At 40.2% G+C, this 25,379-nt stretch carries 13 protein-coding genes; 7 read left to right on the top strand and 6 right to left on the bottom strand.

The genetic code is table 11. From position 1 onward, the window contains the following. The 4 genes from Phpb_RS20270 to Phpb_RS27075 form a co-directional block, all read right to left on the bottom strand. On the bottom strand, positions 1-7,045 hold a 7,045-nt coding region (locus Phpb_RS20270; RefSeq protein WP_240492631.1), incomplete at its 3' end, for a Tc toxin subunit A-related protein. A 460-nt stretch (positions 7,046-7,505) separates the two neighbouring features. Beyond that, positions 7,506-10,736, bottom strand: a complete 3,231-nt coding sequence (locus Phpb_RS20265; RefSeq protein ID WP_165603323.1) for a Tc toxin subunit A-related protein — start codon at positions 10,734-10,736, stop codon at positions 7,506-7,508. 26 nt (positions 10,737-10,762) lie between these two features. Further along, positions 10,763-14,755, bottom strand: coding sequence for a Tc toxin subunit A (locus Phpb_RS20260; RefSeq protein WP_338046878.1), 3,993 nt, complete (start codon positions 14,753-14,755; stop codon positions 10,763-10,765). Between the two features lie 436 nt (positions 14,756-15,191). Beyond that, complete coding sequence (locus Phpb_RS27075) at positions 15,192-16,775, bottom strand: hypothetical protein (RefSeq protein WP_240492630.1); 1,584 nt, start codon at positions 16,773-16,775, stop codon at positions 15,192-15,194. Between the two features lie 797 nt (positions 16,776-17,572). Between Phpb_RS27075 and Phpb_RS20245 the strand changes: the two genes are divergently transcribed. The 4 genes from Phpb_RS20245 (at position 17,573) to Phpb_RS20230 (ending at position 20,991) form a co-directional block, all read left to right on the top strand. Continuing rightward, a complete protein-coding gene (locus Phpb_RS20245) occupies positions 17,573-18,526 on the top strand; it encodes a hypothetical protein (protein ID WP_065391927.1) in 954 nt (317 codons plus the stop codon). A gap of 553 nt (positions 18,527-19,079) precedes the next feature. Beyond that, positions 19,080-19,274 carry a hypothetical protein gene (locus Phpb_RS20240; protein ID WP_046396432.1) on the top strand — a complete coding sequence of 65 codons (195 nt, stop codon included), beginning with the start codon at positions 19,080-19,082 and terminating at the stop codon, positions 19,272-19,274. A gap of 6 nt (positions 19,275-19,280) precedes the next feature. After that, positions 19,281-19,937: an SGNH/GDSL hydrolase family protein gene (locus Phpb_RS20235; RefSeq protein ID WP_065391926.1), complete on the top strand. Its 657-nt coding sequence runs from the start codon at positions 19,281-19,283 to the stop codon at positions 19,935-19,937. A 10-nt stretch (positions 19,938-19,947) separates the two neighbouring features. Continuing rightward, positions 19,948-20,991, top strand: a complete 1,044-nt coding sequence (locus tag Phpb_RS20230) for an acyltransferase (RefSeq protein WP_065391925.1) — start codon at positions 19,948-19,950, stop codon at positions 20,989-20,991. A 190-nt stretch (positions 20,992-21,181) separates the two neighbouring features. Here Phpb_RS20230 and Phpb_RS20225 read toward each other — a convergent pair whose 3' ends face one another. Both Phpb_RS20225 and Phpb_RS20220 read right to left on the bottom strand, forming a co-directional pair. After that, positions 21,182-22,189, bottom strand: a complete 1,008-nt coding sequence (locus Phpb_RS20225; protein ID WP_065391924.1) for a Txp40, insecticidal toxin (previously name A24tox) — start codon at positions 22,187-22,189, stop codon at positions 21,182-21,184. A 588-nt stretch (positions 22,190-22,777) separates the two neighbouring features. Next, positions 22,778-23,944 (bottom strand): cupin domain-containing protein, encoded by a 1,167-nt coding sequence (locus tag Phpb_RS20220; protein WP_065391923.1) that lies wholly within the window; start codon positions 23,942-23,944, stop codon positions 22,778-22,780. 301 nt (positions 23,945-24,245) lie between these two features. Here Phpb_RS20220 and Phpb_RS20215 point away from each other — a divergent pair, with 301 nt between their 5' ends. The 3 genes from Phpb_RS20215 (at position 24,246) to Phpb_RS26395 (ending at position 25,303) form a co-directional block, all read left to right on the top strand. Continuing rightward, positions 24,246-24,467: a hypothetical protein gene (locus Phpb_RS20215; protein ID WP_420848364.1), complete on the top strand. Its 222-nt coding sequence runs from the start codon at positions 24,246-24,248 to the stop codon at positions 24,465-24,467. Positions 24,468-24,532: 65 nt separating this feature from the next. Then, the gene (locus tag Phpb_RS20210) at positions 24,533-25,096 is read left to right on the top strand and encodes a hypothetical protein (protein ID WP_065391922.1); all 564 of its coding nucleotides are present in this window, start codon (positions 24,533-24,535) and stop codon (positions 25,094-25,096) included. Between the two features lie 30 nt (positions 25,097-25,126). Beyond that, positions 25,127-25,303: a hypothetical protein gene (locus Phpb_RS26395; protein WP_205634814.1), complete on the top strand. Its 177-nt coding sequence runs from the start codon at positions 25,127-25,129 to the stop codon at positions 25,301-25,303. The last annotated feature ends 76 nt before the right edge of the window (positions 25,304-25,379 follow it).

Raw genomic sequence — 25,379 nt, 5'->3', positions numbered from 1 at the left:
CTGTGCCTTCAAACGGCAGATAACGACCATCATCAAACATCAAGGTGCATAACCAATTTTCTGTTGCCACCCGGCCATCATCTTCCTGAACAGAAGAGAGGGTGATCTGTTGCTGCGCACGTAAATTGGTGGTGATATTTTTGTTGCTACCCGCTTTTCTCGTTGGATCATAAAGCCAGCTAACCCCCTCAATATCTGCATAGACTAATGTCGAACTGCCGGTTTGTGTTAGAACTGCGCAAATTTCCGGGGTAACAACGGTATCTGAGCCAGTATTTTCCAGTGACAATGATACAGAAACTCGTTTTATCTGACGCAAATAATGTCCGGGATAGTTTTTATCAAAAACCCGTGCATTTAGCGTAAAATCTAACGCCTGTTTGCCGGTAATCTGATTGGTTATATCTGAGATAGAATAAAGAGTACTGAGAGAGATGGTCTTTTTGATATTCAAGCGGCGTTCGTGACGTTGTAACCAAGATGTTTCCATCTGCTGTAAATTTAATTGTAATGATTCACCCGCAAGCAAGCCTTGGTAGGAATCATTCCACGCATTGGCGTCAATAAAACTTTGTCGCTGATAATCACCTACTTCGTAACGCCAGCCCGCTTCCGCCATCAAACATAGGGACAGAACCGCGTCGTAGGCAGGCGCGTATAAAGCAGAAAGGCGTTTCATCAGCCATTGATATGTCGGCACAGTTAGGAAACCGGTAGTCATAAATTCATACAACTCAGTTGCGGCGTCTCGCTGTGCTTGAGCTTCCCGCAATGCGGTTTGGGCCGTTTTAATTAGTAATTCCTGCTCTTTCAACTGGTTATCGATGATATTAAGTTCACTTTGTGCTTGTTTCCACTCAATTTCCCAATCTTGGCGCCGTCGCTGATAATCTGCCATGTCTTGAATTCGGTCAGCGGTAGTTTCTAATACGCTCCCTGTTAATTCGGAGACGAGCGCTGCACTTATAACAGGGGCGGCGTATTTCCCTCCGCCGACAGAAAAGCCAAAAATATTGGGTAAAACTTCCAACCCCGCACTCATAATATGAAAAGGAATGGCGGTGGTTTTGGTAACTTCTGCTGTCGTTCTAAGAGCTATAGCTGATATTTCTAAGCTAGAAAGATTCTCTTCATATAAACCGTAATAATGCTCATAGCGTTGTTGGGCCATATTTTTACTTGCTTCTAGAGCAACTTTACCCGCCTGAGCAATTTGAATGGCTTCTTGTTGCAGCTCAATGGTGAAAGCAGATAATTTGATGATTTGTGATTGTTCCAGTACATCTTGTTTCGCACTGATCTCACTTTTTATTGCGTCAAACAATCGGTTCCCTAGTTGGATTAACTGTTTTACTGCATCGCTGGCATGTTTCAGTATCAGCGGGAACCGATAGGGTGGAATTGGCTGTATCGAACTATTAAACGTACTTGGGATATTACCCTTACGACGCTGTATTAAATTATCAATATCCTCAAAAGATCCTGCATATAACGCCAGCGACAGTGCTTTACCATCCAATGTCAATCCGTGGCGAAGATTGTAGAGTCGACTTTCCAGTATTTTTTGATACTCAATAAGTCGGATATTAAAAGGAGACATAAAGTAGCCATCGACAGCCCGGAAATCTGAATCAACTATTACTTGGATTATGTCAAGACTCGTTTTAATTTCTTCGAGGCTAATCGGATGCCAGCGGGTAGCAGTAAGGCCCTCTGGTAGAGAACCAAGTAGTTGCAGGGCCTGCTGATAACACAGATTGGCTTCATTCAAACTGTCTGAGGTCAATTGTCGGTAAAGATCATCGCCTTCTTGTATCCAGAGCTTGATAAGAAATTGGAATAAGGCTTTCTGATAATAGACCGGCAAGCTATAGGCCACAACATCTGGGTCATCAGTGCTTACGAAAGAGGGAAGATCTCTACCACTTTCATTCAGTGGGCGGGAATTCCAAAGCCGGCCACCGTAAGGATCGAACAGGTACTCTAAAAGCCAGCGTCGAGCATCGTAATAACGCCGTTCTTCGCCAAGTCGAGAAGAGACCAAGAAGGGAAGATGAAAGAATAATTCCCAGAAATATTGCCCATTAGCGCCGCGAAAATCTACCGGAGTAACTTGAGTGTCGGTACCCAAAGGCGGTTCAGATAACTGCTGAGTGTCCCATGCCAGAACTCGTTCAATTGATTGAGTGGCCCGGGCGACTAACTGCGTCCCAAACAGAGTATTCAGGCGAATGAAAGGGTAGGGGAATTTCAGCGCTTGAATATCCAGATATTGAGCCTGTTGGTTATTACGGCGCAGTATAACCGGTGGCGTTTTATCTATCTCTTCAATAGTCACAATATATTTGCTTTTAATTTCTCCAAAATATTCAGGGTTATTAGGGATGAAAAATGACACTTCATTCGTTGCTGTCAGAATAAAGGAATATCGATTTACTCCTGACTCTATAGGAAAAGTTATATTTCCGGTAGCTTTTCCATTTAATGAAATATTTGAGGAAAAAAGCACTTTTGGGCTAGGCGATGCATCAACACTAATAGTTAGTCTTGACGCGGTATATTCCCAGTTATCTTGTATATTAAAGTCGATACTGCTAAATGGCGCCTCTCCTTTTACTGATATGGCAAGTTTCTTTACAGGTTCAGTTTGTGATTGTTTACTTTGCTGAAATACATATCTGCCTACCCAGCCAAAGTTATGTTCTTTAGTTATCTTGTTATCTTTCCAATCTTTAGGTAACAACTCGAAAAGCTGTGTCTCGCCATAATATATAATTAATATTTTGGTTGGTGGTTTCTGCCCTTGCCACTGAAATGTGATAGATTTTGAAACAGCATTTTGGGCAGTAATGTTTACCGTTATAGGAAAATCCTGATTGGTGATTAACCAAGTAAGTTGTTGGGAAGGCATGAAACTAGGGTAGGGATATGTTCCATATAGAGTCCCAAATCCTTTAGGATTACGTTTGCTAGTCGTGTTTATCCCTGTCAGGATAATTTTGGTTCTATCCGCATTCAATCCTGCTGTTAACTTCAGGTCAGAATGATTATTATCGTCAGCCTTTAATGTGATATATCTTAAACTGCCGGCATATTGATGCTGCAATGTTCCTGGGTCCCGATAGAACTTGTACCAAGTAGAGATAAGGTTTTTTTCTTCCGTTGCACTTAAGATTTTTTTGTCTATTAATAATAAATCCCGGAGTTCCAGATAATAGTCTTTGTTTTTTATCCAAGTGCTACTGTCCTGTTTTGCCGTATCATAGAGTAATACTCCCATCCACGGATCGTTCTGGCGTTGTATATCCACCATTGCTATCAAACCTGGTTTATAACTTTCATCTTTCATGTAAGGATTGAGATTATCGGGCACACGTTGGTCAATACCGGGGAGTTTGGGGTATTCACCATTGGCATTTCTGCCATCCAGACTAAACAGCTTATTAGGGGCGCTCCATTCACCGTTACTTTGTTTAAAAACAAACTTCACATTGATAGCGCGATAGACAGAAGGCTTTTGGTCTGCACCCAGTAGCGGTGTAGGTTCTCGTTCAACCCAGACAGCATATTGGCGTCCAGCGATAACAACCGGTCTCAGTGCTAACAGGTCGCCCGTCAGTGACAACGTGATTTTTTCCCATTCACTCCAAGCCAACGGGCTGATGCGATCCTGATTATCGCGTAGTGTGATATCAAGTGTACGCCAGTAGTACTCCACCGGTTCGGTATTGTTTTTACCGATAAAATGATATTGGTCACTTTTGGGATCTGTGCCGTCGATATAGCCGCTCACTAATTGTAGATTACTGAGTCGTTCAAATTCAGTCAGGTAACGTAAGATAGCGGTTTGTATCATGTCGTTATTTAACCGGGATTGGTTTAAGTCATTTTCCAGGTCGGTAAAAGCATGAGTTCTTCTTATTCTTTGAGCGGAATCGAGACTATTTTCCGGGAAATTTCTTTGTTTTTGCCAAGCTTGCCAATGGGCATATTGGCTAAGATAACGGTTCCAGTTCTCAACATGTTTACCTGGGATCGTCATGCTGCCGTAACCGGGTTCCAGATGGGAAAAGAGACGGAAAAGATAGTTTTGCAAGCTAGCAATACAAAAAGCAATCCGACTGCTTTTCACCTCCGAAGTCACTTGCAGATCTGTCAGGAAATAGGTTGATAGTGCATCAATATCTGAAATATCAATTAGTTTTTCATTAGCGGGTACCCACTGACCTAACAGATAGTGGACTAAAGCATCACGCCAGGATTCATTCAGTGAACTTTCCAGTGACGCTTGTTCTTCAGGAGAGCAAGCTGCGAGCAAGGCGCTGCCGACTTGCTGCCAAATATCATAATTTGATTTCAGGGTTAATTGAGCAACATCCAGTAAAGGTTGAACGGAAAGCTCGCTTTGTTTGGTTAATGCTTGAAGACGTAAAACAAAACTGATGCCGACAATGCTTTGTGCCACGCTGTTGTTAAAATCATGGGTGACGCGCAGAATTTCGTTACTTGACCAACCGATCAACTCGGCCAGATTGTCCGCAGCCTGTTTGGGTGTCCATATTTTTTCATCTGGAGCCTGGGGTGGTTTTCCGACTTTATTAGCTTGGTTAAGATAATAGAGAATATCATCTTCCGTTTTAGTTTCAGGCAATAAATCCAGCCAATCACCATAACGGCTAAGACGATGCAGTACCGTTAAATCCAGAGGACGGAGATGACCATCAGCCAGATTCAGTCCAAACCAGGTAGGTTGAGCGAGTAGGGTTTGTATTCCTATCGCACTAAGTTTAAACAATTTGCTAACAGTGGCATAACGGCTAAGATCATACCAAATGGCAACAGCGTTTTCACTGAGTTGACTGTCTCGCTGATCTATTTCACGGTACTGAGTGATAAGTTCACTCAAGAATTCTGTACGACTTTTGCCTGTCCACTGTAATAACGGTAAAGCGAGGGTCTCATCTACCGTTAAGACATAACTGACAGATTTAATAATCATATCATCCTGAGCGATAAAGGCATTCTGAATCAGTGTCGTCAGGTTTTGTGACCAATTGTCTCCATATTCCAACCATGCGGTTTCATCAGCCAACGGTTGAAGAATAGCCCTGACTTTTTCAGCCAGTATTTCTTCCAGAGTTTTGCCCTCTGGAATAACAATAGCCTTGATTATTCCCTGTGAGTCAATCAACTCAGAAAGTGCCGTTAACCAAGAAAAATCGTTGGTTTGTTCCTTATGCTGAAAACCTACCATAACGGTAGCAATTTTATCTTCACTTAACAGCCCAGAATTGAGGTCAGGTAAAATCTTTTCAGTTACTTTAGAAAAGTCGATATTTTTGATTTTGTTGTCAACATTTCCGCTGATATTGTAAGGCGTAAGCAAGATATTTAATAATGGAGCTGACAGGCGATGGAGTTTAAGCCATTGTGCCGCATTCATAAAAGCGACTATTGCGTCGAGAATGTCAAAATCGTGGGATTGTTCGGTATTATCAATTTTCTTTAATACCGGAATGCCCGCTAATTGTTTTAAGTATCCTGGGTTATCCCGTTCCAGTAATAAAAATAGATCTAATTCATTCGGTAGAGGGAGCTTCAATAGACGGGGTAAAGAAACCAGTCGATATAAGGCAGATATGACGGTTAATGAGCGGGTAGGTTTTTTTATTGCTAATGATGCAGTTATCCAGCTTAACAGTGTTTGGCAAGTGATATCATTAATATTCAGGCCAACGCATAACTGATTGACGGTCAGTGCATCCGATCCTTCGGTAGCTGCCGGATCAAATTCACTATTATCCAAGTTAAGTACCGATGCCGAAGCTGCTTGTTTTGACAACCCTTGTGAATTGAACAACCGATCAAAAAAGGAGAAATTATTATCAAGTGCATAGGGAGTAATTTCGTCTATAAATGTACAGAATTGCTCAACTGTGACTTTATATTCCCGATGAAAATGTAAAAATACCCCTAATGTGCGTAACGTAGATTCGGTAATAATCAAATTTTGCTGCTTTTCAGCCCGCAATGCGGAAGTTAATAACTGGTCAAGCTGTTCATAAGAGAGTTTCAATGCATGTTGAATATGTAGAAAACGCTGAATCCGGTCAAAGCGGTCATTATTAATGCCTTTAATCCAGACGACTTCTTCTCCGGTTGCTTTGTCCGTAATCTTTTCCAAAGACATGGCCGGTTCAGTTCCCCCGTTGATAAATACCGCGCCGTAATTGGTCCCGGAAGGAAACTGGGTGTTGGTGTTTGAAGGTTTCGTTACATTGCTAGAGAAAGTCACCGAACTGTGGGTTTCGTTACTTTCAGTCAGACCATTGACTGCTAGCAAGCGTTCAACATCCTGAGAAGTTAAGCCAGTTTGCTGTGTAAATACAGTGAGTTGAGATAGGGCCGATGCGGCCTGTGCTGCATCACCGGATACGCCATAATATTTAGCAAAGAAGTCTTGTTGAGTACTTGAGGATGCTTCAAGCAGCAATGTCTGTAGTTCTGGCGCCAAAGCATTGCTGACTACCATAGCCTTTTGCAGTGAAGGTAAGTGCAGATTATTATCAATAAAATTAGGAAATGCGCGATCAGCTTGCTGAATAAGTTCTAGTAACGGGATCTTTTTCTTCTCTAGCACTGCGGTGGTTTGACGCAGTGGAAAATGAAAGGGCAATGAAAAAGGGTAATGAATTTTTGCCAGTGATTCGGCCAAAGACTGGTTATTATTTAAATGAGACTGCGCTTTTTGCGCTAAAACTTCGATGATCAGCGGCAAAATGCTGCTGATTTCATTGATACTTTTACTGTCGAGTAATAATTTCTCGATGTCTGGACGCCGCTGACTAATAAACCGAGCGCTTTCTTCATTTGCGGTATTTTCAAAGGCGAGTGCCTGTTGATACAAATCAACTAAATATGCTAAAGGGCCATCATTAGCTTCTGGTGAACCAGGTAAACAATAAAGATCCTTATTATCATTAAAGAGCGTTTGATAACTAGGACGTTTATCTAATAACTTAGTAGAATTAATATCATTTGCCATAATATGGTACCTTATAATAGAAAAATAAGTTCAGCATATATAAACATTCCTGTTTTTTATGACATAACCAATAATAGTGTTATGCCAAGACACTATGGCTTCAAAATTGGCTATTGCCAGATTCAAAATATGTTTAAACTATAATTTGTTTTAAAGCATGGTTAATAAATCTAGACCAAATTATTGGATAACATTAGAAAAACACCCTTTTATTTTCCTGATAAAGCTATTAAACATATAATTAGTTTTCATCATTTTTGATTAGATGAGTTTAACCAGATCTATTCGGATTTTCTTTTTTTTAAATAATCATCCTAGTCAACAATATAATTGGCAAAAAATAATCACATTACATGTTGAGATAATGGCATAAGATAAAAATCACTTAAATAAGTTGAAAATCCTCTACCACAAAGTAGAGGATTTTATTGTTAAACCAAGATGATTAATACGTTAGATATTATGTCTCAGATCCATTTTCCTTTTCAGCTAATTTATCAATTACTTCTTTAGCAAACTGATTACCACCATCTAGCGCGGTATAATGTAAATGAATAAGAATATCTTTTAATTTCCATTTACCATCAGAACCTTTTAATACCTTATCGATAATTTGTCGGTCGGGGAATTTCAGGTTCCAAGTTGAAACAGCCCCTGTGCCTTCAAACGGCAGATAACGACCATCATCAAACATCAAGGTGCATAACCAATTTTCTGTTGCCACCCGGCCATCATCTTCCTGTACGGAAGAGAGGGCAATTTGTTGCTGCGCACGTAAATTGGTTTTGATATTTCTATTGTTACCCGCTTTTCTCGTCGGATCATAGAGCCAGTTAACGCCTTCAATATCAGTATCTACTAATGTTGAACTGCCGGTTTGTGTCAGAATCGCACAAATTTCTGGGATAACCACCGGGTCAGTACCGGCGCTTTCCAAAGACAATGATACAGAAACCCGTTTTATCTGCCGTAGATAGTGTCCGGGATAGTTCTTATCAAAGGCTTTTGCGTCCAGCGTAAAGTTCAGCGCCTGTTTTTTATCAATTTGGTTAGTTATCTCTGCGATGGAAGAGAGCGCGCTAAGAGAGAAGGTTTTCTTGATATTTAAACGGCGTTCGTGACGTTGTAACCATGCAGCTTCCATCTGCTGTAGATCTAATTGCAATGATTCACCGGCCAGCAAACCCCGGTAAGAATCATTCCAAGCATTGGTTTTGATAAAACCTTGGCTTTGGTAATCACCCACTTCATAACGCCAGCCCGCTTCCGCCATCAAACATAATGACAGGACCGCATCGTAGGCAGGCGCATACAAGGCGGAAAGTCTCCCCATTAACCATTGATATGTCGGCACAATCAGGAAGCCCGTTGTCATAAATTCATATAACTCGGTCGCGGCGTTTCGTTGCGCTTGCGCTTCTCGTAACGAGATTTGGGCAGTTTTGATCAGTAATTCCTGCTCTTTTAACTGCTTATCGATGATATTGAGTTCACTTTGTGCCTGTTTCCACTCAATTTCCCAATCTTGGCGTCGGCGAGCATAATTCGCTCCATCTTGTATTCGATCCGCAGTGATTCCTATTGCCTGTCCGGTTACCTCAGCAATAAAGGCTGCTCTTATCAACGGAGACGCGGGTTCACTCCCACCGAAAGCCATACCGAAAATTTTGGGCAGCGTTTCCACCACAGAACCCATGATATAGAAAGGAATCGCTCCCATTCTGGCAATTTCCGATAAGGTCTTGAATTCAAGAGCTAATATCTCTGGTATAGACAGATTCTCTTCATATAAACCGTAGTAATGTTCATAGCGTTGTTGCGCCATATTCTTACTTTCTTCCAGAGCCGCTTTACCCGCTTGAGCAATCTGGATAGCTTCCTGTTGCAGCTCTATCGCGAAAGCGGACAATCTGATGATTTGTGATTGTTCCAAGACTTCCTGTTCAGCATTGACTTCACTTTCTATCGCACTCAGCAGCCGATGCCCCAATTGAATCAACTGTTTCACCGCTTCACCGGCACGTTTTAATATTATCGGGAAACGATAAGGTGGAATTTGTTGTAATGAATTATTAAGTGTACTAACGATATTACCTGAACGTCGCCGTGCTAGCGTTTCCGCATCCTCCGATTCGGCGTAGAGTGGCAGAGGCAGAACTTTTCCATCCAGCGTCAACCCATGACGAAGGTTATAGAGACGACTTTCTAGTGTCTTTTGATGCTCGATAAGTCGGGTATTGAACGGGGACACAAAGAAGCTATCCACGGCCCGGACGCTTGGCTTAAAGGTCGTTTTGATCTTTTCAAGGCTGATTGGATGCCAACGAGTAGCAGACAAGCTTTCCGGTAAGGTTCCAAGCAGTTGCAGAGCTTGTTGATAACATAAGCTGGCTTCATTCAGGCTGTCTCGGGTCAGTTGTCGGTAAAGGTTATCGCCTTCTTGTGTCCAAAGTGTAATAAGGGACTGGAACAACGCTTTTTGGTAGTAAACCGGCAAGCTATAGGCCACCACATTTGGATCATCAATACTCACGGAAGAGGGAAGATGACTACCATTCTCATTCAGCGGGCGGGAATTCCAGAGTCGGCTGCCATAAGGGTCAAACAGATAACCAAAAAACCAGCGCCGGGCATCGTAATAACGTCGTTCCACGCTAAGCCGATGAGAGACTAGGAAAGGAAGGTGGAAGAATAATTCCCAGAAATATTGTCCGTTCGCACCTCGGAAATCTACCGGAGTAACCTGGGAACCCGTATCCAAAGGCGGTTCAGATAACCACTGGGTATCCCATGCCAGAACTCGTTCAATTGATTGAGTTGCTCGAGCAACGAGTTGTGTTCCAAACAGGGTATTCAAACGAATGGAGGGGTAAGGGAATTTCAGGGTTTGAATATCCAGATATTGAGCTTGCTGATTATTACGGCGCAGTGTAATAGGTGGCAACTTATCGATTTCTTCAATGGTTAGGGAATATTCACTATAGATTTCCTCGAAATATTCTTTTTTGCCCTTATAACTATCAACGCGTACTTCCTGGGTTGCTATCAGGACAAAGGTATAGTTATTTACCCCTGACTCGATTGGGAAGGTTATTTCTCCGGTAGTGGCTTTGCCATTTAATTGGGTTATTGAATCAGCAAGCATTTTTTCACTAGATGATGTGAAAACTTCAAGTACCAGTTTTGATTCTGTGTATTCCCAAACATCTTGTATATTAAAATCGATACTATCAAATATTGCTTCACCTTTAACTGATATAGCGAGTCTCTTTGCACTTTCAGTGTTCCATTGTGTACCTGCCTGAAACACGGGATCATTTATCCATTTAACATCACTACTTTTGGTGATCTTATTGTCTTTCCATTCATCAGGTGATAAGTCAAAAAGTTGTCTTCCACCATAATATATGGTTAATGTCTCTGTTGGTGGCTTTTTTCCTTGCCATTGACAGTTAAAAGTTTTTGAGGTGGTATTTCCAGCAGGAACATCTACTGTTATAGGGAAGTCTTGACTTTTGATTGACCAGAGAAGTTTTTGGGAAATAGGGGGGAACTCCTCCATGATATATTCCAGAAAATATTTGCTCCAATCTCTTGTCCCTAATCCTTTAGGATTGCGTTTAATTCCCGTATTTGTACCTGTCAGGATGATTTTGGTTTTATCTGCATTCAGTTTCGCCTTTATCTCCAAAGTAGGTGCATTATCCTCCTCAGGCTTTAATGTAATATATTTTGCACTACCCGCATATTGATGCTGCAATATGCCGGGATTTTGATATAACTTATACCAAATAGAGACGAGGTTTTTTCTTCCGTTGCACTTAAGGATTTTTTATCTATCAATAACAAATCGCGGAGTTCCAGGTAATAATCTTTATTTTTTACCCAAGCATTGCTCTCCTTCTTCGCCGTATCATAGAGTAATACGCCTATCCACGGGTCATTCTGGCGTTGAACATCCACCATAGCGATCAAACTCGGTTTATAACTCTCATCCTTCATATAGGGATTAAGATTGTCAGGTATACGTCCCACTCCTAGCGGACCTTTGGGGTATTCACCATTTGCATCCCTACCATCTAAACGATACAACCTATTGGGGGCGCTCCATTCACCGTTACTTTGTTTAAAAATGAACTGTACATTAATAGCACGGTAGGCGGATGGCTTCTGGTCTGAACCGAGTAGGGGAGTGGATTCACGTTCAGCCCAAACAGCATATTGACGCCCGGCAATAACAACCGGTCGCAACACCAAAAGGTCGCCTGTCAGTGACAACGTAATTTTTTCCCATTCACTCCAAGCCAACGGGCTGAGGCGTTCTTGACCATCACGTAACTTAATATCAAGTGTACGCCAATAGTACTGTACCGGTTCGCTGTTGTTTTTACTGATAAAATGGTAACGGTCGCTTTTGGGATCTGTACCATCGATATAACCACTCACTAGCTGGAGATTACTGAGCCGTTCAAATTCAGTCAGGTAACGCAAGATAGCGGTTTGTATCATGTCGTTATTTAACCGGGATTGGCTTAAATCGTTTTCCAAGTCCGCAAAAGCACGGGTTTTTCTTATCCTTTGAGTAGGATCGATACTATTTTCTGGGAAATTTTTCTGCTTTTGCCAAGCTTGCCAATGAGCATATTGGCTAAGGTAACGATTCCAATTCTCGATCTGCTCATCTGGAATTGTCATACTGCCATAACCGGGTTCCAAATGAGCGAAGAGACGGAAAAGATAGTGTTGCAAGCTGGCAATACAGAAAGCCACCGGGCTGGTTTCCACCTCCGAAGATACCTGTAAATCGGTCAGAAAATAGGTTGATAGTGCGCCAATGTCTGAAATGTCAGCCAATTTATTATCAGAGGGGACCCACTGGCCTAACAGATAATGGACCAGCGCGTCACGCCAGGACCCATTCAGTGAACCTTCCAATGTGGCTTGTTCTTCCGGGGAACAAGCCGCTAACAACGCGCTGCTAACCTGCTGCCAACTATCATAATCTGATGCCAAAGTCAGTTGAGTAACATCCATTAATGGTTGAGCGGAGAGTTCCCCTTGGGTTGCTAATGTTTGAATACGCATCACAAAACTGATACCGATAACGCTTTGCGCTACACTGTTTTTAAAATCACGGGTGACTCGCAGAATTTCGTTATTTGACCAGCCGATCAACTCAGCTAGATTGTCTGCCGCCTGTTGGGGCGTCCATATTTTTTCATCCGGCGTTTGAGGTGGTTTTCCGACTTTATTCGCTTGGTTAAGATAATAGAAAATATCGTCTTCTGTTTTATTTTCAGGCAATAAATCCAGCCAATCACCATAGCGGCTAAGACGATGTAATGAAGTTAAATCCAGAGGACGGAGCTTACCATCAGCCAGACTCAGCCCAAACCAAGCCGGATAATCAACCAGTGTTTGTATCCCTTGAGCCGTGAGCTTAAATAGCTTACTGACAGTGGAATAGCGACTAAGGTTATACCATGTAACAACAGCACTTTCTTTCAGTTTATCCCCTTTGACATTTTTCGCCAGTGCTATTGATTCACGTAGAAAATCCGTATTGCTTTTGCCTATCCAGCGTAATAATGGCAAAGAGAGCGACTCGTCTATTTCAAAAGCGTGGCCGACGGATTTAACAATTAGATCTTGTTGGGCGATAAATGCATTCTGAATCAGTGTGGTTAATATTTGTGACCAAGTATCTCCCTGTTCCTGCCATGTGGTTTCATTAGCTAGTGGTTGAAGAATAGCTCTGACTTTTTCAGCCAGCACTTCCTCTTGAGTTTTACCTGCTGGAATAACAACCACTTTGATTATTCCCTGTGTATCAATCAGTTCGGAAAATGCCGTTAGCCAGGAAAAACGGGTTGTTTGTGTCTTGTGTTGGAAACAAACCATCGCAGCGGCAATTTTATCCTCACTAAGTAATGCGTAATTCGGATCAGGCAAAATTGACCTAATTGTTTTAAACCAGTCTAAATTTTCAGTGTCGCTATTCGTCGTGCCGCTGGCATTATAGGGAGTGAGCAAGACATTTAATAATGGCGCTGACAGACGATGACGTTTAAGCCATTGTGCCGCGTTCATGAAAGCAACTAATGCATCAAGGATATCAAAAGCATTGGGTTCTTTTTTTGGATCAATTTTCTTCAATATCGGAATACCCGCCAGTTGTTTCAGATAATCTGGATTATCCCGATCCAGTAATAAAAACAGACCTAATCCGTCCGATAAAGAGAGTTTCAACAAACGAGGTAAAGTAACCAATCGATATAAAGCAGACACAACGGTTAATGAACGCGTGGGTTTTTTTATCCCTAATGCTTTTATCACCCAAGCCAACAAGGTTTGGCAGGTTACATCATTAATATTCAAGCCAACGCATAACTGATTAACAGTTAACGCATCTAATCCCGTGGTAGCGTCTGGATCAAATTCTCGGTTATCCAGATGCAGGATTGAAGCCGAAGAAGCCTGTTTTGACAGCCCTTGCGCATTGAATAACTGATCAAAAAAGGAGAGATTATTATCAAGCGCATAAGGGGTGATTTCGCTGATAAACGCACAGAATTGCTCAACTGTCGCGTTATATTCCTGATGAAAATGTAAAAACACCCCTAGGGCACGTAATGTTGATTCAGTGATAACAAAATTGTTCTGTTTTTCAGCTTTTCGCGCAGCGACTAATAGTTGATCCAGTTGTTCATAGGATAACTTGGATACATTCTGGAGATGGAGGAAACGCTGAATACGGTCAAAATGGTCATTTTTAATACCTTTAATCCAGACTACTTCCTCGCCGGTTTTACTATCGGTGATTTTCTCCAAATATATCGCTGGGTTAGTTCCTGCATTAATAAATGACGCGCCATAATTGGCGCCGGAAGGAAACTGCGCGCCGCTATTTGCTGGTTTCTCTACGTTGCCAGAGTATGTCACTGAACTATGGGTTGTATTACTTTCGCTCAAACCATTAGCTGCGAACAAACGTTCAATATCTTGAGGCGTTAAACCGGTTTGCTGTGTAAATATAGTCAGTTGGGATAGAGCCGATGCGGCCTGAGCGGCGTCACCGGATATACCATAATATTTAGCGAAGAAATCTGGCTTGGTACTTTGGGATGCTTCCAGCAATAATTCCTGTAGTTTCGGCGCTAAAGCACTACTTACCATCATGGCATTTTGCAATGATGGTAAGTGCAGGTGATTGTCGATAAAGTTGGGAAATGCGCTATCGGCTTGTTGAATAAGCTCCAGCAATGGGATCTTCTTTTTCTCTAGTACTGCGGTTGTTTGATGTAGTGGGTAATGAAAAGGCAGAGAAAAAGGATAAGGTATTTTTGCCAGTGTATGGGTTAAAGGTTGGTTATTATTTACATGAGCTTGGGCTCTTTGTGCCAGAACTTCAATGACAAACGGTAGGATGCTAGCCTTTTGATTGATACTTTTGCTATCGAGTAATAATTTCTCAATATCTGGTCGTCGTTGACTAAGAAGTCTGGCGCCATTTTTATCCGCAGTATCTTCAAAAATGAGTGCTTGCTGGTATAAGTCAACTAAATATGCCAGAGGTCCATCATTGGCTTCTGGTGAACCGGGTAAACAATAAAGATCTTTGTTATCGTTAAAGAGGTTTTGATAGTTGGCACGTTTTTCTAATAACTTAGTAGAATTAATATCATTTGCCATAATGAGATACCTTTGGATAGAAAATAGATTTAGAGGTATAGATTCCTGCTTTTAGGGCATAACGAAGAACGATGTTATGCCCGGACACTATGACTTGAAAATTGGCTGTTACCAGATTCAAAATATATTTACACTATAATCTGATTTAAAATATTGTTGATAACTTGAAACTCAATTGTTGGATAATATTATTAAAATCTCTTTTTCTTTCCCTGATAAATTTATTAAACACATGATTAATTTTAATCATTTTTGATTAGATAAGTTTAATCAGATATATCTGGTTGTTCTATATACTTTGAGAATAATTATCCGGTTTAATAATTTAATTAGCAAAGAATAAATACATGCCATGTTGAAATAATGACATAAGAAAAAGATTACTTAAATAGGCCCAGTGATCATGACCATTTTATCTTCTATATAATCACTGGGCCTAGTTGACGCAATCATCTCAGTCGTTCTTGCCCACCTGTTCCTTAAGCTTTTCGGAACGGCCCAAGAAATTTTTGATGGCGACTAGATACTGGTTGGTACCAATGTAGAGGTCACCATTCTTATTGAAATAAATGCCGCCGTACTCATGACAATAGTTCACACCTCTGCCGAGGGGAATCTGCCAAATCACCCGGCCGTTGAAGGAGTCGATGGCGCTGATGTAGTACATTCCTCCTTTTGTCGCTGAAATGTCATCGGACCAGCTACAGGTATGCGCGAAGATGATACCGCTGCCGCGACAGAGCATGTTCATCGCGTAAAAGTGAATGTCTGGAATAGACCATCTCTTTTCATCAGGTTGTTCAGTATCCGTAGGGTCGATGCGGATCATCTCCATGCCGGGACCATTTGGAACTAGCTGTGAGAACGGCCATGTCGGATAGTGACCGAAATTATTTTCGACCACAAAGGTATCACCAACGCCGATCAACGAGGCTTCGTCGGCACTCCTCATCTCTAAAAAGCAAGGAGTCTCGGAGATAATACTGCCATCCGAGCGGTTACAGACCAACACGTTCAGGCGTGGGTCGGCATTGTCGGTGATTCCCACCAGTTCAGTGCCGTCCTCCATTTTGGTGAGCGTCGGCGTGGTTCCCGAACCAATATTCGTCTGACCCGGCTTTCGGTATCCGGCATTCTTGTAAGGCGTCTTCCAGCGAATAGTGATCTCATCTCCCTCCAGACCGAACGCCCAGAGATACCCCTTCGTACATAAGCCTTTGCTGTCGATACCGTTGGTGACGATATAAGCCCCATTCTCATCAACAGAGAATGTATTGTTGTTCCACTGTTTTTCCAGCTTCTGCGCGCCAATCAGTGTTGTGCTCCCATCATTCGGATCAATTTGCACAACCGCTATCCATGCAGGAGAGCTAAGTGTACTCTCCGGGTAGTTTTGGTAGTCGTAATCACCGGCAATCAGACACCAGTAAAGATTCGGACGATCCGCATCCCAAACAGGCAGCGACGAGTAAAGGGAATTGCCCTCCGCTGAACCAGTGACCACTTCGATGATATCAGCACTCTGCCAGTTCGGTGTGAGCGCATAAATCTCGCCCTCTGTTGGCTGCACATCCGCTGTTGGATAGCTGACGATCTGGTTGTCCTGTACCACTATCGTGTTGTCGTTGTTGTCCAGGTAAAAGTAGCCGCCGCCGAAGGTACTATTGCCGGAAAGTGTACCCGCTGGCGTAGCTGAAATAATGTTGCAGTTTTCATCAAATACCACCACCCAGAACTGAGATGTGGAGTAGTCCAGCGAGACGCCCACCATTTGATTCTGACTATTACAAACCATGTTCGGCGTGTATCCGAAAGGGTTGTACTGCTCAATAAGCAGAAGATTGTCATTAACAGGACCGTTGAGCGACACGGACTCAGAACACCAGCTGTCTTGGTGCGGACTCCCGAAGTCGTTCTGCGCCATCCACGGGTGTTGAGGTATTTCAGCATCGGCAAAACGGTTTAGCGCACTCTTCGCGGCGGGGACATGGTGCAATTCTTCTTTTCTCATGGGGACTACATGATCGAATGGATTCATAGTTAAGCCTGTATTTTTATATTAGATTATAAATTCCCAATCCTGAATATCAGGATTGGAATGCACAAGTTTTAAATTAGACACTTATAATGATGTGTATATAGAGACTAGAAGTCGGTTATGGAATGTCAAGAATCGTTGGATGATATTGGAAAAATATCTTTTTATTTCTCTGATAAAGTTATTAAACGCATGATTAATTATAATCATTTTTGATTAGATGAATTTAATCGGATATATTCTGATTTTTTCCAAAATAATTATCCCGTTTAATAATCCACTTGGTAAAGAATAATTACATTGCATGTTGAAATAATGATATAAGGAAAAAGTCACATAAATAAACTCCTATCTTTAAATAATTACAACTCTTTTTTTATTAATTTTATAGAGAGAATTCTACTCAAAAAATCGACATATTATAAACATTCATTTTACCTAAAGTACATATAGAAAAATTGATAATAATCAGACTCCAAATAAAAGAGAAAAATCATTAATTGAAGGAATTATCAATTCTTACAAGTCTGGTTACTATGGCAAATAAAAATATTAGGTAGTCAACATTGACATTAATTGCTAGATAATTATTTCTGTGTTTATTAACTGATTACTTAGCCATTGTTTTTATGTTGTTTATATACTGTTTAAGATATTCATCTCTGTTCGTCGTCAGATGACTAATACAATAGTTAGGATTCATCCCCCTACAAACAAAATTGTAGGCAGCGTAGAAGTTTTCGCGATACTTTTATCTTCGCCATTACATCCGGTACCAACAAGAAAGGAGAATTAGAATGGATAAACCAAAGGAGAAGAATATGAAAATTAATGTAGCATCTATAAGACAAGCGACATTCCTCTCTGAGTTTTCTCTTGATAGAGAAAGCGGACAGAGTATACAAGATTACTTGGCGAAAGAAATAGAACGTAGAATTGATTTGGTGAGAGAAAATATTATTTCCACATCAGAAAATAAAGAAAAAAACACCCCATTGTTTTTTTCCTTACCTGAGTTTTTTTGGAACATAAAATGGAATACGCTCAAAAACAAAGATGAGCTATATCAACTCACTGATTATATGATGCATCATCTATCCGATGCACAGGAAAGTTTGATGAATTCCTTGCCCGAAAACGAAGTGGGTAAAATCATTCTGTTGGCAGGAACGGTAGTAGTCTTGGTAGAAACTAGCAAGGACGGGGTATTTGAACCGTTGAATTACTGTTTAATAAGCAATAACTTTAAAAAGAAAAATGATGGTCGATTTGAAAGGTCAATGTGGCCAAAGCGTACAACTTCACAGATTGATTTCGGTCTTAGAGATAAAGTGACTAATAATGGGTTTATATTTACCTTTACAGATGGATTAACTGTCGAAGTTCTAAACAAGACTCAGCATGTTGGTGAGCATGATAATAACATGAACTATGGTTTCTCCATCGATAACAATATAATTGACGACTGCCCGTTTAGTATTAACTTATGCCTTGATTATGAGACAGTTAAGCCAGGCGAACGCAATGATGAGCTTATTGAATCATCATCGAAAATTGATTTCCTGTTGGCTTGCGGTATGTCTCTAAGTCCAAATTACAAATATCCGCCCAGCGTGCGATTTGCTGTAAGGAATGACGGCATGAGAAACGGAAAGGTTGAATGCTTCTCAATCAAAGATAGACATTTATTTCAACAAGTTCCACAAAAAGAATTAAATACCCGTCTATCGATGGTGGAGCTCACTCTTTAAATAGATAATATAACTGCTCTTTCCTTACTACGAGTGAGAGAAGAGTACATATCTGATATGATTAACCGTTGCTGCCCCAGTCTTAGGCGGGCAGCATATCGTCATCACATTTATAGAAAGTGGGTTCATTTCACACAAAGTAGAAACATTAGCCATAAACTTATTAATAAATTCTTAATGGACTGTAGACAGAAAGTATCACAGGAAACATATTAGGATATTCAAGATCGGCATTTTTGTTATTAAACTCAGAGGTGACCAGTAATTCAATATTATGTTTCAGATCCATTTTTTTCTTTAGCTAATCTATCCACCACTTCTTTAGCAAACTAATTGTCACTATCGGCATTTTCTAGCACCTGATAGATAACTTGTTTATGATAACCAATCCGTATTTCTATTATGAATGTGTACGACTAAAGGGTCGTAAAAGAGGTTGATATCGTATTATTTATATGAGACAACTTTATCTGAGATCCAACCGCAGTGACGAAATTCATTTTCACTATTCGGTCAGCGATCTTTATACGGACATGATTTGCATGGGATCAGGATGATGACTCATCATATAGGCCAAACTGCCGATAAAAGTAAAAGACTCTCCACCTTAACGGATGCGAAGCAATTTGCTCTGTATGCTCTTCCTGATTTTAATGAAGGCGGTTATTTCAAAGTTAAACACGCTTTTTTCCGTTTCGCTTTTTTCTCGCAACGGCCTCTCGCCGAATTTTTATTTTTAGAAGGATAAAAGTAAATGTCTTATATTCAATCGCATTTGAAGGAAGGGTGTTGGTTTACCCTTGGCGACAGTATAACTGAAAGAGGGTGGTATCAACCAATAGTGACTAAAAATTTAGGTCTAAAAGAATGGAAAAACTACGGAATAGGGGGAACATGTATAGCCCAAAAAGATAAAAATGACAATTCAGCCATTTGTTTAAGATATGAAAAAATGGGAAGTAACCCAGATATTATTACAATATGGGGAGGGGTAAATGATTTTGGATTTGATTTTGGCTCCTATGGAGGGTTGGAAATAGGTGATTATAAAGATAAAACCCCATTGACATTTATTGGAGGTATGAAGTTATTAATAACCGGAGTTACCAAAAAATACCCATTAGCAAGAATAGGGTTTATTATAACAACGCCAATATCAGTACAAAGAGGTATGAACAGTAAAAACGCCAAAGGGTACTATTTATCTGACTATTGCAACGTTTGTCGGGAAATTTGCGAAAAACACTCCATCCCATATCTGGATTTGTTAAAACAATCTGGATTCAATGAAGGAAATATCGATATTATGACTAGCAATAGTTTGGGCACAGTGTCCGATGGTTTACATCCATCTAAAATAGGTATGACCAGGCTTGCCCCCAAAATTTCAAACTTCATTTTATCTATTTAAGAGACAAAGAATGAGAATATTAACCATAGATTTATTAAAGATCGTTTCTATATTTTTCGTTGTAATTTCTCACGTTACTTTATTTTTCTTGTTGCGCGATGATAATGACGTGGTTTTGTATTTTTTTAGGCAAATCGGTCAGTTAGGGGTCTCGTTGTTTTTTATGTGCAGTGGCTATTTCTTACTAAACAACAAGCATGAAAAGCAGGTGGATTACATCATTAATAAAGCAAAAGGGATATTAACTGTACTGTTGTTTTGGCTTATCTTTTATTATCTGTATGATACATATTTTATCAGCAAATTCACAACAGTACCTACTACTAGTTTTTTGAATTATATTAATGTTAGTAGAACCACATCAGACGCCACCCATTTATGGTTTATATTTGCAATTGTCTCTCTATATATATTAACACCACTAATGCGTAACACATTTAACGAAACAAATGCAAAGGGGATAATGAAAATACTTGTCATAATGCTTATAATTTCTAATCTTACATTGCTGAATGCAATAACAGACTACAAATTCTCTTTTTCCCTAATCCCATTCAATATTTTGCTTCCGTTCCAAGCTGAGGGTTTGATTAGTTTCTTGATAGGTGGATATTTAGGGCTAACGAAACCGCAAATAAAGACTTTTTCCTTTAAGCACATAATGCTTCTGGTATTTTTTATTATATCATTGATATCTTTATCAATCATTTCATCCAGGACGGGAATGACCTTCTTTTATGGGAAGTTTTATAATATATTCATTCAGGTTTCTTCGGTGTGCCTGTTTTTATTCTTAGTTAATTTGAACATCAAAGAAATATCATTATTAATAGATGACATTAGCAAGAATATACTAGGGATATATCTTGTTCACAATATTTTCGTTATTGAAATACATAACGAGTTTGTCCATAATTTATTTTTGGAGAAATTTAATTACATAAATATATATGTTTATATAATAGCTTATTCTTTGCTGGCCTTTATCCTGTCATATATATTATGCGTTTTGTTACGGAAATCAAAAATAACATCAAAAATTATAACCATCTAACGTTATGGACAGGGAGAGTCGGTTTCTTCCAATAATATCTTTTTGGCAGTAAAATGTATTGGCTAAAGGAAGGCGTTTTACAATTATCACAGACCACGCAGTGGTTTGAAAAGTAAAACGCCTTATGAAACTTCTGTTGAAGAAATGAGAGCTTAAAAATATTCTGTCAATCGAAGCCAGAGATCACACATCATATATTTTTATAATGAGTTCCAACACTATGAATCGTGATTGTATTTTCGGTATTATTTTGCGTGAAGGTTACTCTGTCTTTTTGACTTAGCCTCACACTAAATAAATTATTTGGCAATTTTTCCAAGTTACTGCCGCTTGCTGTACCAACGCTTTTTGCTGCTGTAAGTGGATCGTTACCCTTTTGCACCTCTTTTACAAATGAACTATACTTTTGTTTTGCAGCACCGTCCATATTAGCAAATCCATTCCTGGCTCTGTTCTTTTTAAGTTCTTGAAAACTAACTCTCCATTTAGGTGGTTCTGTTGGGCCGGCCAAATAACCTATTCTGCCATCAGGTAACTTCTGAGGTGGTCGAAAGAAAGGTTTAGAAAGCTTTTTTCTCTCAATATAATTCTCTAATGATTTAGACTCTAACCCGTTGTAAAAGTTTTTTGAAAAAATCCTCCTTCCTAGTGAAGTTACAGCAGATAAAATAAATAAGAAATCAATTAATTTAAAAAATCTTGCGGCATTTGATTGTTGATTTTCCTCCAGTGGAATTTCCTGTGCCGCAAAAAAATAGAGCGCCAATAATTTATCGTCATCTAAATAATCACTCAATGGTTTATTTTCAAGATCAGGAATATTCCAAATGTTTTGAGGATATTCACCTTCAAAATCCAGTTCATTCTTGTAAAAACCATCTGCCATATCTTTAGAAATTTGATCGCCATTTTCACCTAATAGTGCAGATGAAAGATTAGACATATATTCTTGATAAATTCCCTCGGCAGTTTCTTTATTCTTATAATAGTCACCAGGAAGTTGAGACACATCATGAATACCACTTACAGCTAAAGCGTATGCTAATATTATTTTCTTAGCCCGATATTCAATTCCATGTGATGCTGTATACCCCTCATCTGTTTGCTTAAAGTTTAGTACACGTATTATCTCTCCTGCTATTTGCTTTTCAACGGGTTGATATCCACTTCTATCATCAGGTGTTAATTTTATATCCATTATATTTCTCCATTATGTTAGTGTTTATTGAGCTATGAATCTTCTGGCAGAGAACGCCTAAATTTATCGCGACTAATATAAATTTCAGTTTTAAATATAGGGTTTTCTCTGGCTTTATAATCGTTAATTTCAATATAAAACTACTTTACATGAGAATTATTAGCAAGCTTTTATCTTGCCATTTTTTGTTGATTTTTTTTCAATTAAATCATTATGTTAAGATTAATTAAATAAATAATAAAATGAGCAAAAGAAAAAAGGTAAAGCACTAAAGCCAAAAGAACTTGGAGAATAGGATAACCTGATGTTAACAGAACGTTTTTAAATGGTCTCAGCAGGTTATATAAATGTAAAATAGCCATTAAACATGACAGAAAATAAGCAACTATCTTGAACATAAAAATTATGGAGCAACTTGAAAGATGGCGGGTATAAATTTCTTTATTAAACTAATATATTAAGGGCAATATCGACTTCTTTAATCATTCTTACTACTGTTAAATAAAGCCCCGAGTAAACGAGGCTATTTCTGATATACAAAGTCATTATATACCCTATGGATTTCAAGATGCGTCACGGTGTAATATCTCAAGTCCTACGGCGCGATATAACAAGCTTATTCTTAGGACGATTCACCCAATCGGAGGGATCATTGTTGAAGTTATCCGCCAGCAGATAAGACGGAGTTTTAGCTAACCAATCAGAGAGTGAGATATCCTGATAGATACCGTTATCTAGCACAATCAGCACCTTAAGATCATCATCGCCAATATTTTCGATATAGTGACCAAATCCCAGTGGCACGTAACCAACGTCGGTTGGCCCATATTTTGCGGTTTGTGCGTGTCCGTGGGAACTGAACACAGTCATACGTCCTTTACCTGAAATGTAGTATTGCCACTCGTTGGCATTAGGGTGCCAATGTAGTTCACGTATTGCGCCAGGTTTGATGGTCTCTATAAGGCCGGTGATCGTTGTAGAAATAGGAAATTCCTTCGATGATGCTCGATAAACACTCCCTGCGTCGTTCTCGAAGAAGGGTTTGCTCTTCAAGAGTTCATAACGGTGGGTGAGTGGGGCATCGTTCAATCCGCCATCGTCAGCAGGTAAAGGAAGTTTTGGCGGAATAGCGCCACCGACGATGTAAGCTTCGCCCTGTTTAATTTTAGAAAAAACGGATGCCGGCATGTTGACACTTTTCTCAAGCACCTCTTTCGGCATATGGGTTATCCAATCAGTGATGCTGAAAGTGCCAAATTCTGAGAAATGCCCATTATCAAAAGCCAGAATAAAATGTGCGCCATCCCCAAGCGCCTGAATAGAATGACCATGACCTTTGGGAAAATACCATACATCGCCGGGACCAAAATCAGCTACTTCACTTTTGCCCTCCGGATCGATAATGGTAATACGTGCATGACCTTCAAGCATATATGCCCATTCAGCGGCAACAGCATGCCAATGAAGTTCACGCACGCCACCCGGCTCAAGTAACATATCAACACCGGCAATCCCTTCAGATATCGGGAATTGTTCTACCGTGGCTTCCCGTGCCCATCCATTTTCCAATATCCGTTTTTTGCTATCGGTGAATTTATATTTATACAAACTTTTGGCATTTATTGGCGGTCTATCCTTGCCAGCAGTGACTGTATTGTGCTGTTCATCAGCAACAGCGGCTTTAATCATACCGCCCATGCTAGCGGCGGCTGCGCCAATTGCGGATGCCTTCAAGATATCACGACGAGAGAACATATTTATTGCCTCCAAGTAAAATGGGTACCAGCAGGAATAGTTGCAAGCTGATATCTATTTGTTTGGTTTTTTTAAGTTAATGGTTGTCACGAAAGGAAAAATTAGAAGTGACTGATTAAGCATAGTAGAAAATGAGTCGTCTAGGAGTTAGCTTGGAAATCGGGTAGAGGCGAGATGTGGCGCGGCAACTTAAATCCGGTAACAAAGGTTGACATTAAAATCATTTTGGTTACTATTGTTACCGCTGGTTGGTTGCTTTGACCAACTATGTTCTTTAAAAAAGTGAGACTTAAAAGGAGTATTGTCTATCGCGTATCACAAAAACAAAGAGATTAATGCGGCTATTGCCTATGCCTTGTCTCAAGGCTGGACCTACGTGAAACGTAAAGGAAAAGGTCATGCAGTCGGGATTTTACGCTGTGGCAGTGAAGATAAATGCCACCAAAAATCAGTTTGGGGAACACCTGATAGCCCTCAAGACCACGCGAAAGACATAATCTCATTAGTCGATAAATGCAAATAATATCAAGGCCGTCAAACGGCGGCCTTTTTATCGAAGTCTCACATCTCAATCATAGGAAAGTAGATATGAGAAAATACAGTTTTAGCATTGTGGTAGGCGGAAAAAAAATCACTACTGACGATGATTTGTTTGATATATCAGATGCTTTGTATGAAGCAGGATGCAGCGATGCCCACCCTGCTGCATACAATGGTACATTGTACGTTAATTTTACCCGCAACAGCGAAAACTACGCAAAAGCCGTCATGTCTGCAATAGCTGACATTGAATCGGTTTCGGGTTTAATGTGTCTATCTGTAGATATTGGTGATGTAGTTAGCTTAAGTGATGCGGCTGAACTGGCAGGAACCACCAAAGCAGCTTTATCTCGATACAGTAAGGGTAGCCGTGGAGCAGGTGATTTCCCTACGCCTCTTCTGCGCGTGGATAGCAGTCGCCCGTTATGGTCCTGGACGGATATTGCTGAATGGCTCGCAAAAAACAAGATCATCGACGATGAGTTGGTAGAACAAGCCCGTATTACCGGTTCCATTAACACAGCACTATCCATCCGAAACACTAATTCAATGGATGTCATAGTTCAATTTATGAACGCATTAAACAATAACCAAAAGGCAATAACTGCATAGTTAATAACATGCCTTTAATTGGCCATCTTAATGATGGCCTTTTTTCTCATCATCAAAAGCAAAGCGCATGTTAGATCAACTCGAACAAAAAACGGCCTCCTGTCACCTGATAAGTCCGGTTTCCCCGTAGAGGGCCATATTATTTACTACCGGGAAATTCCGGCCGGTATTGAAGTGTTGGCGGTGTTGCATCAGACGCTTGAGTGAGTCACCCGATCGCCATTTTACTCAGAAACCTGAGTTCTAGAGAAAACCAGAAACAATTCTGGTTTTCCCGGGGCTT

It is taken from the genome of Photorhabdus namnaonensis (genome assembly GCF_001684335.1).
GTDB classification, from domain to species: Bacteria; Pseudomonadota; Gammaproteobacteria; order Enterobacterales; family Enterobacteriaceae; genus Photorhabdus; species Photorhabdus namnaonensis.
The sequence above is the reverse complement of the archived record's forward strand: the minus strand, read 5'-3'. Positions and strand labels throughout refer to the sequence as shown.

Coding starts and splice junctions, on each gene's coding strand:
- Phpb_RS27075 (WP_240492630.1), bottom strand. CDS start 16,775: ATGAATCCATTCGATCATGTAGTCCCCATGAGAAAAGAAGAATTGCAC.
- Phpb_RS20245 (WP_065391927.1), top strand. CDS start 17,573: ATGGATAAACCAAAGGAGAAGAATATGAAAATTAATGTAGCATCTATA.
- Phpb_RS20240 (WP_046396432.1), top strand. CDS start 19,080: ATGATGACTCATCATATAGGCCAAACTGCCGATAAAAGTAAAAGACTC.
- Phpb_RS20235 (WP_065391926.1), top strand. CDS start 19,281: ATGTCTTATATTCAATCGCATTTGAAGGAAGGGTGTTGGTTTACCCTT.
- Phpb_RS20230 (WP_065391925.1), top strand. CDS start 19,948: ATGAGAATATTAACCATAGATTTATTAAAGATCGTTTCTATATTTTTC.
- Phpb_RS20225 (WP_065391924.1), bottom strand. CDS start 22,189: ATGGATATAAAATTAACACCTGATGATAGAAGTGGATATCAACCCGTT.
- Phpb_RS20220 (WP_065391923.1), bottom strand. CDS start 23,944: ATGTTCTCTCGTCGTGATATCTTGAAGGCATCCGCAATTGGCGCAGCC.
- Phpb_RS20210 (WP_065391922.1), top strand. CDS start 24,533: ATGAGAAAATACAGTTTTAGCATTGTGGTAGGCGGAAAAAAAATCACT.
- Phpb_RS26395 (WP_205634814.1), top strand. CDS start 25,127: ATGATGGCCTTTTTTCTCATCATCAAAAGCAAAGCGCATGTTAGATCA.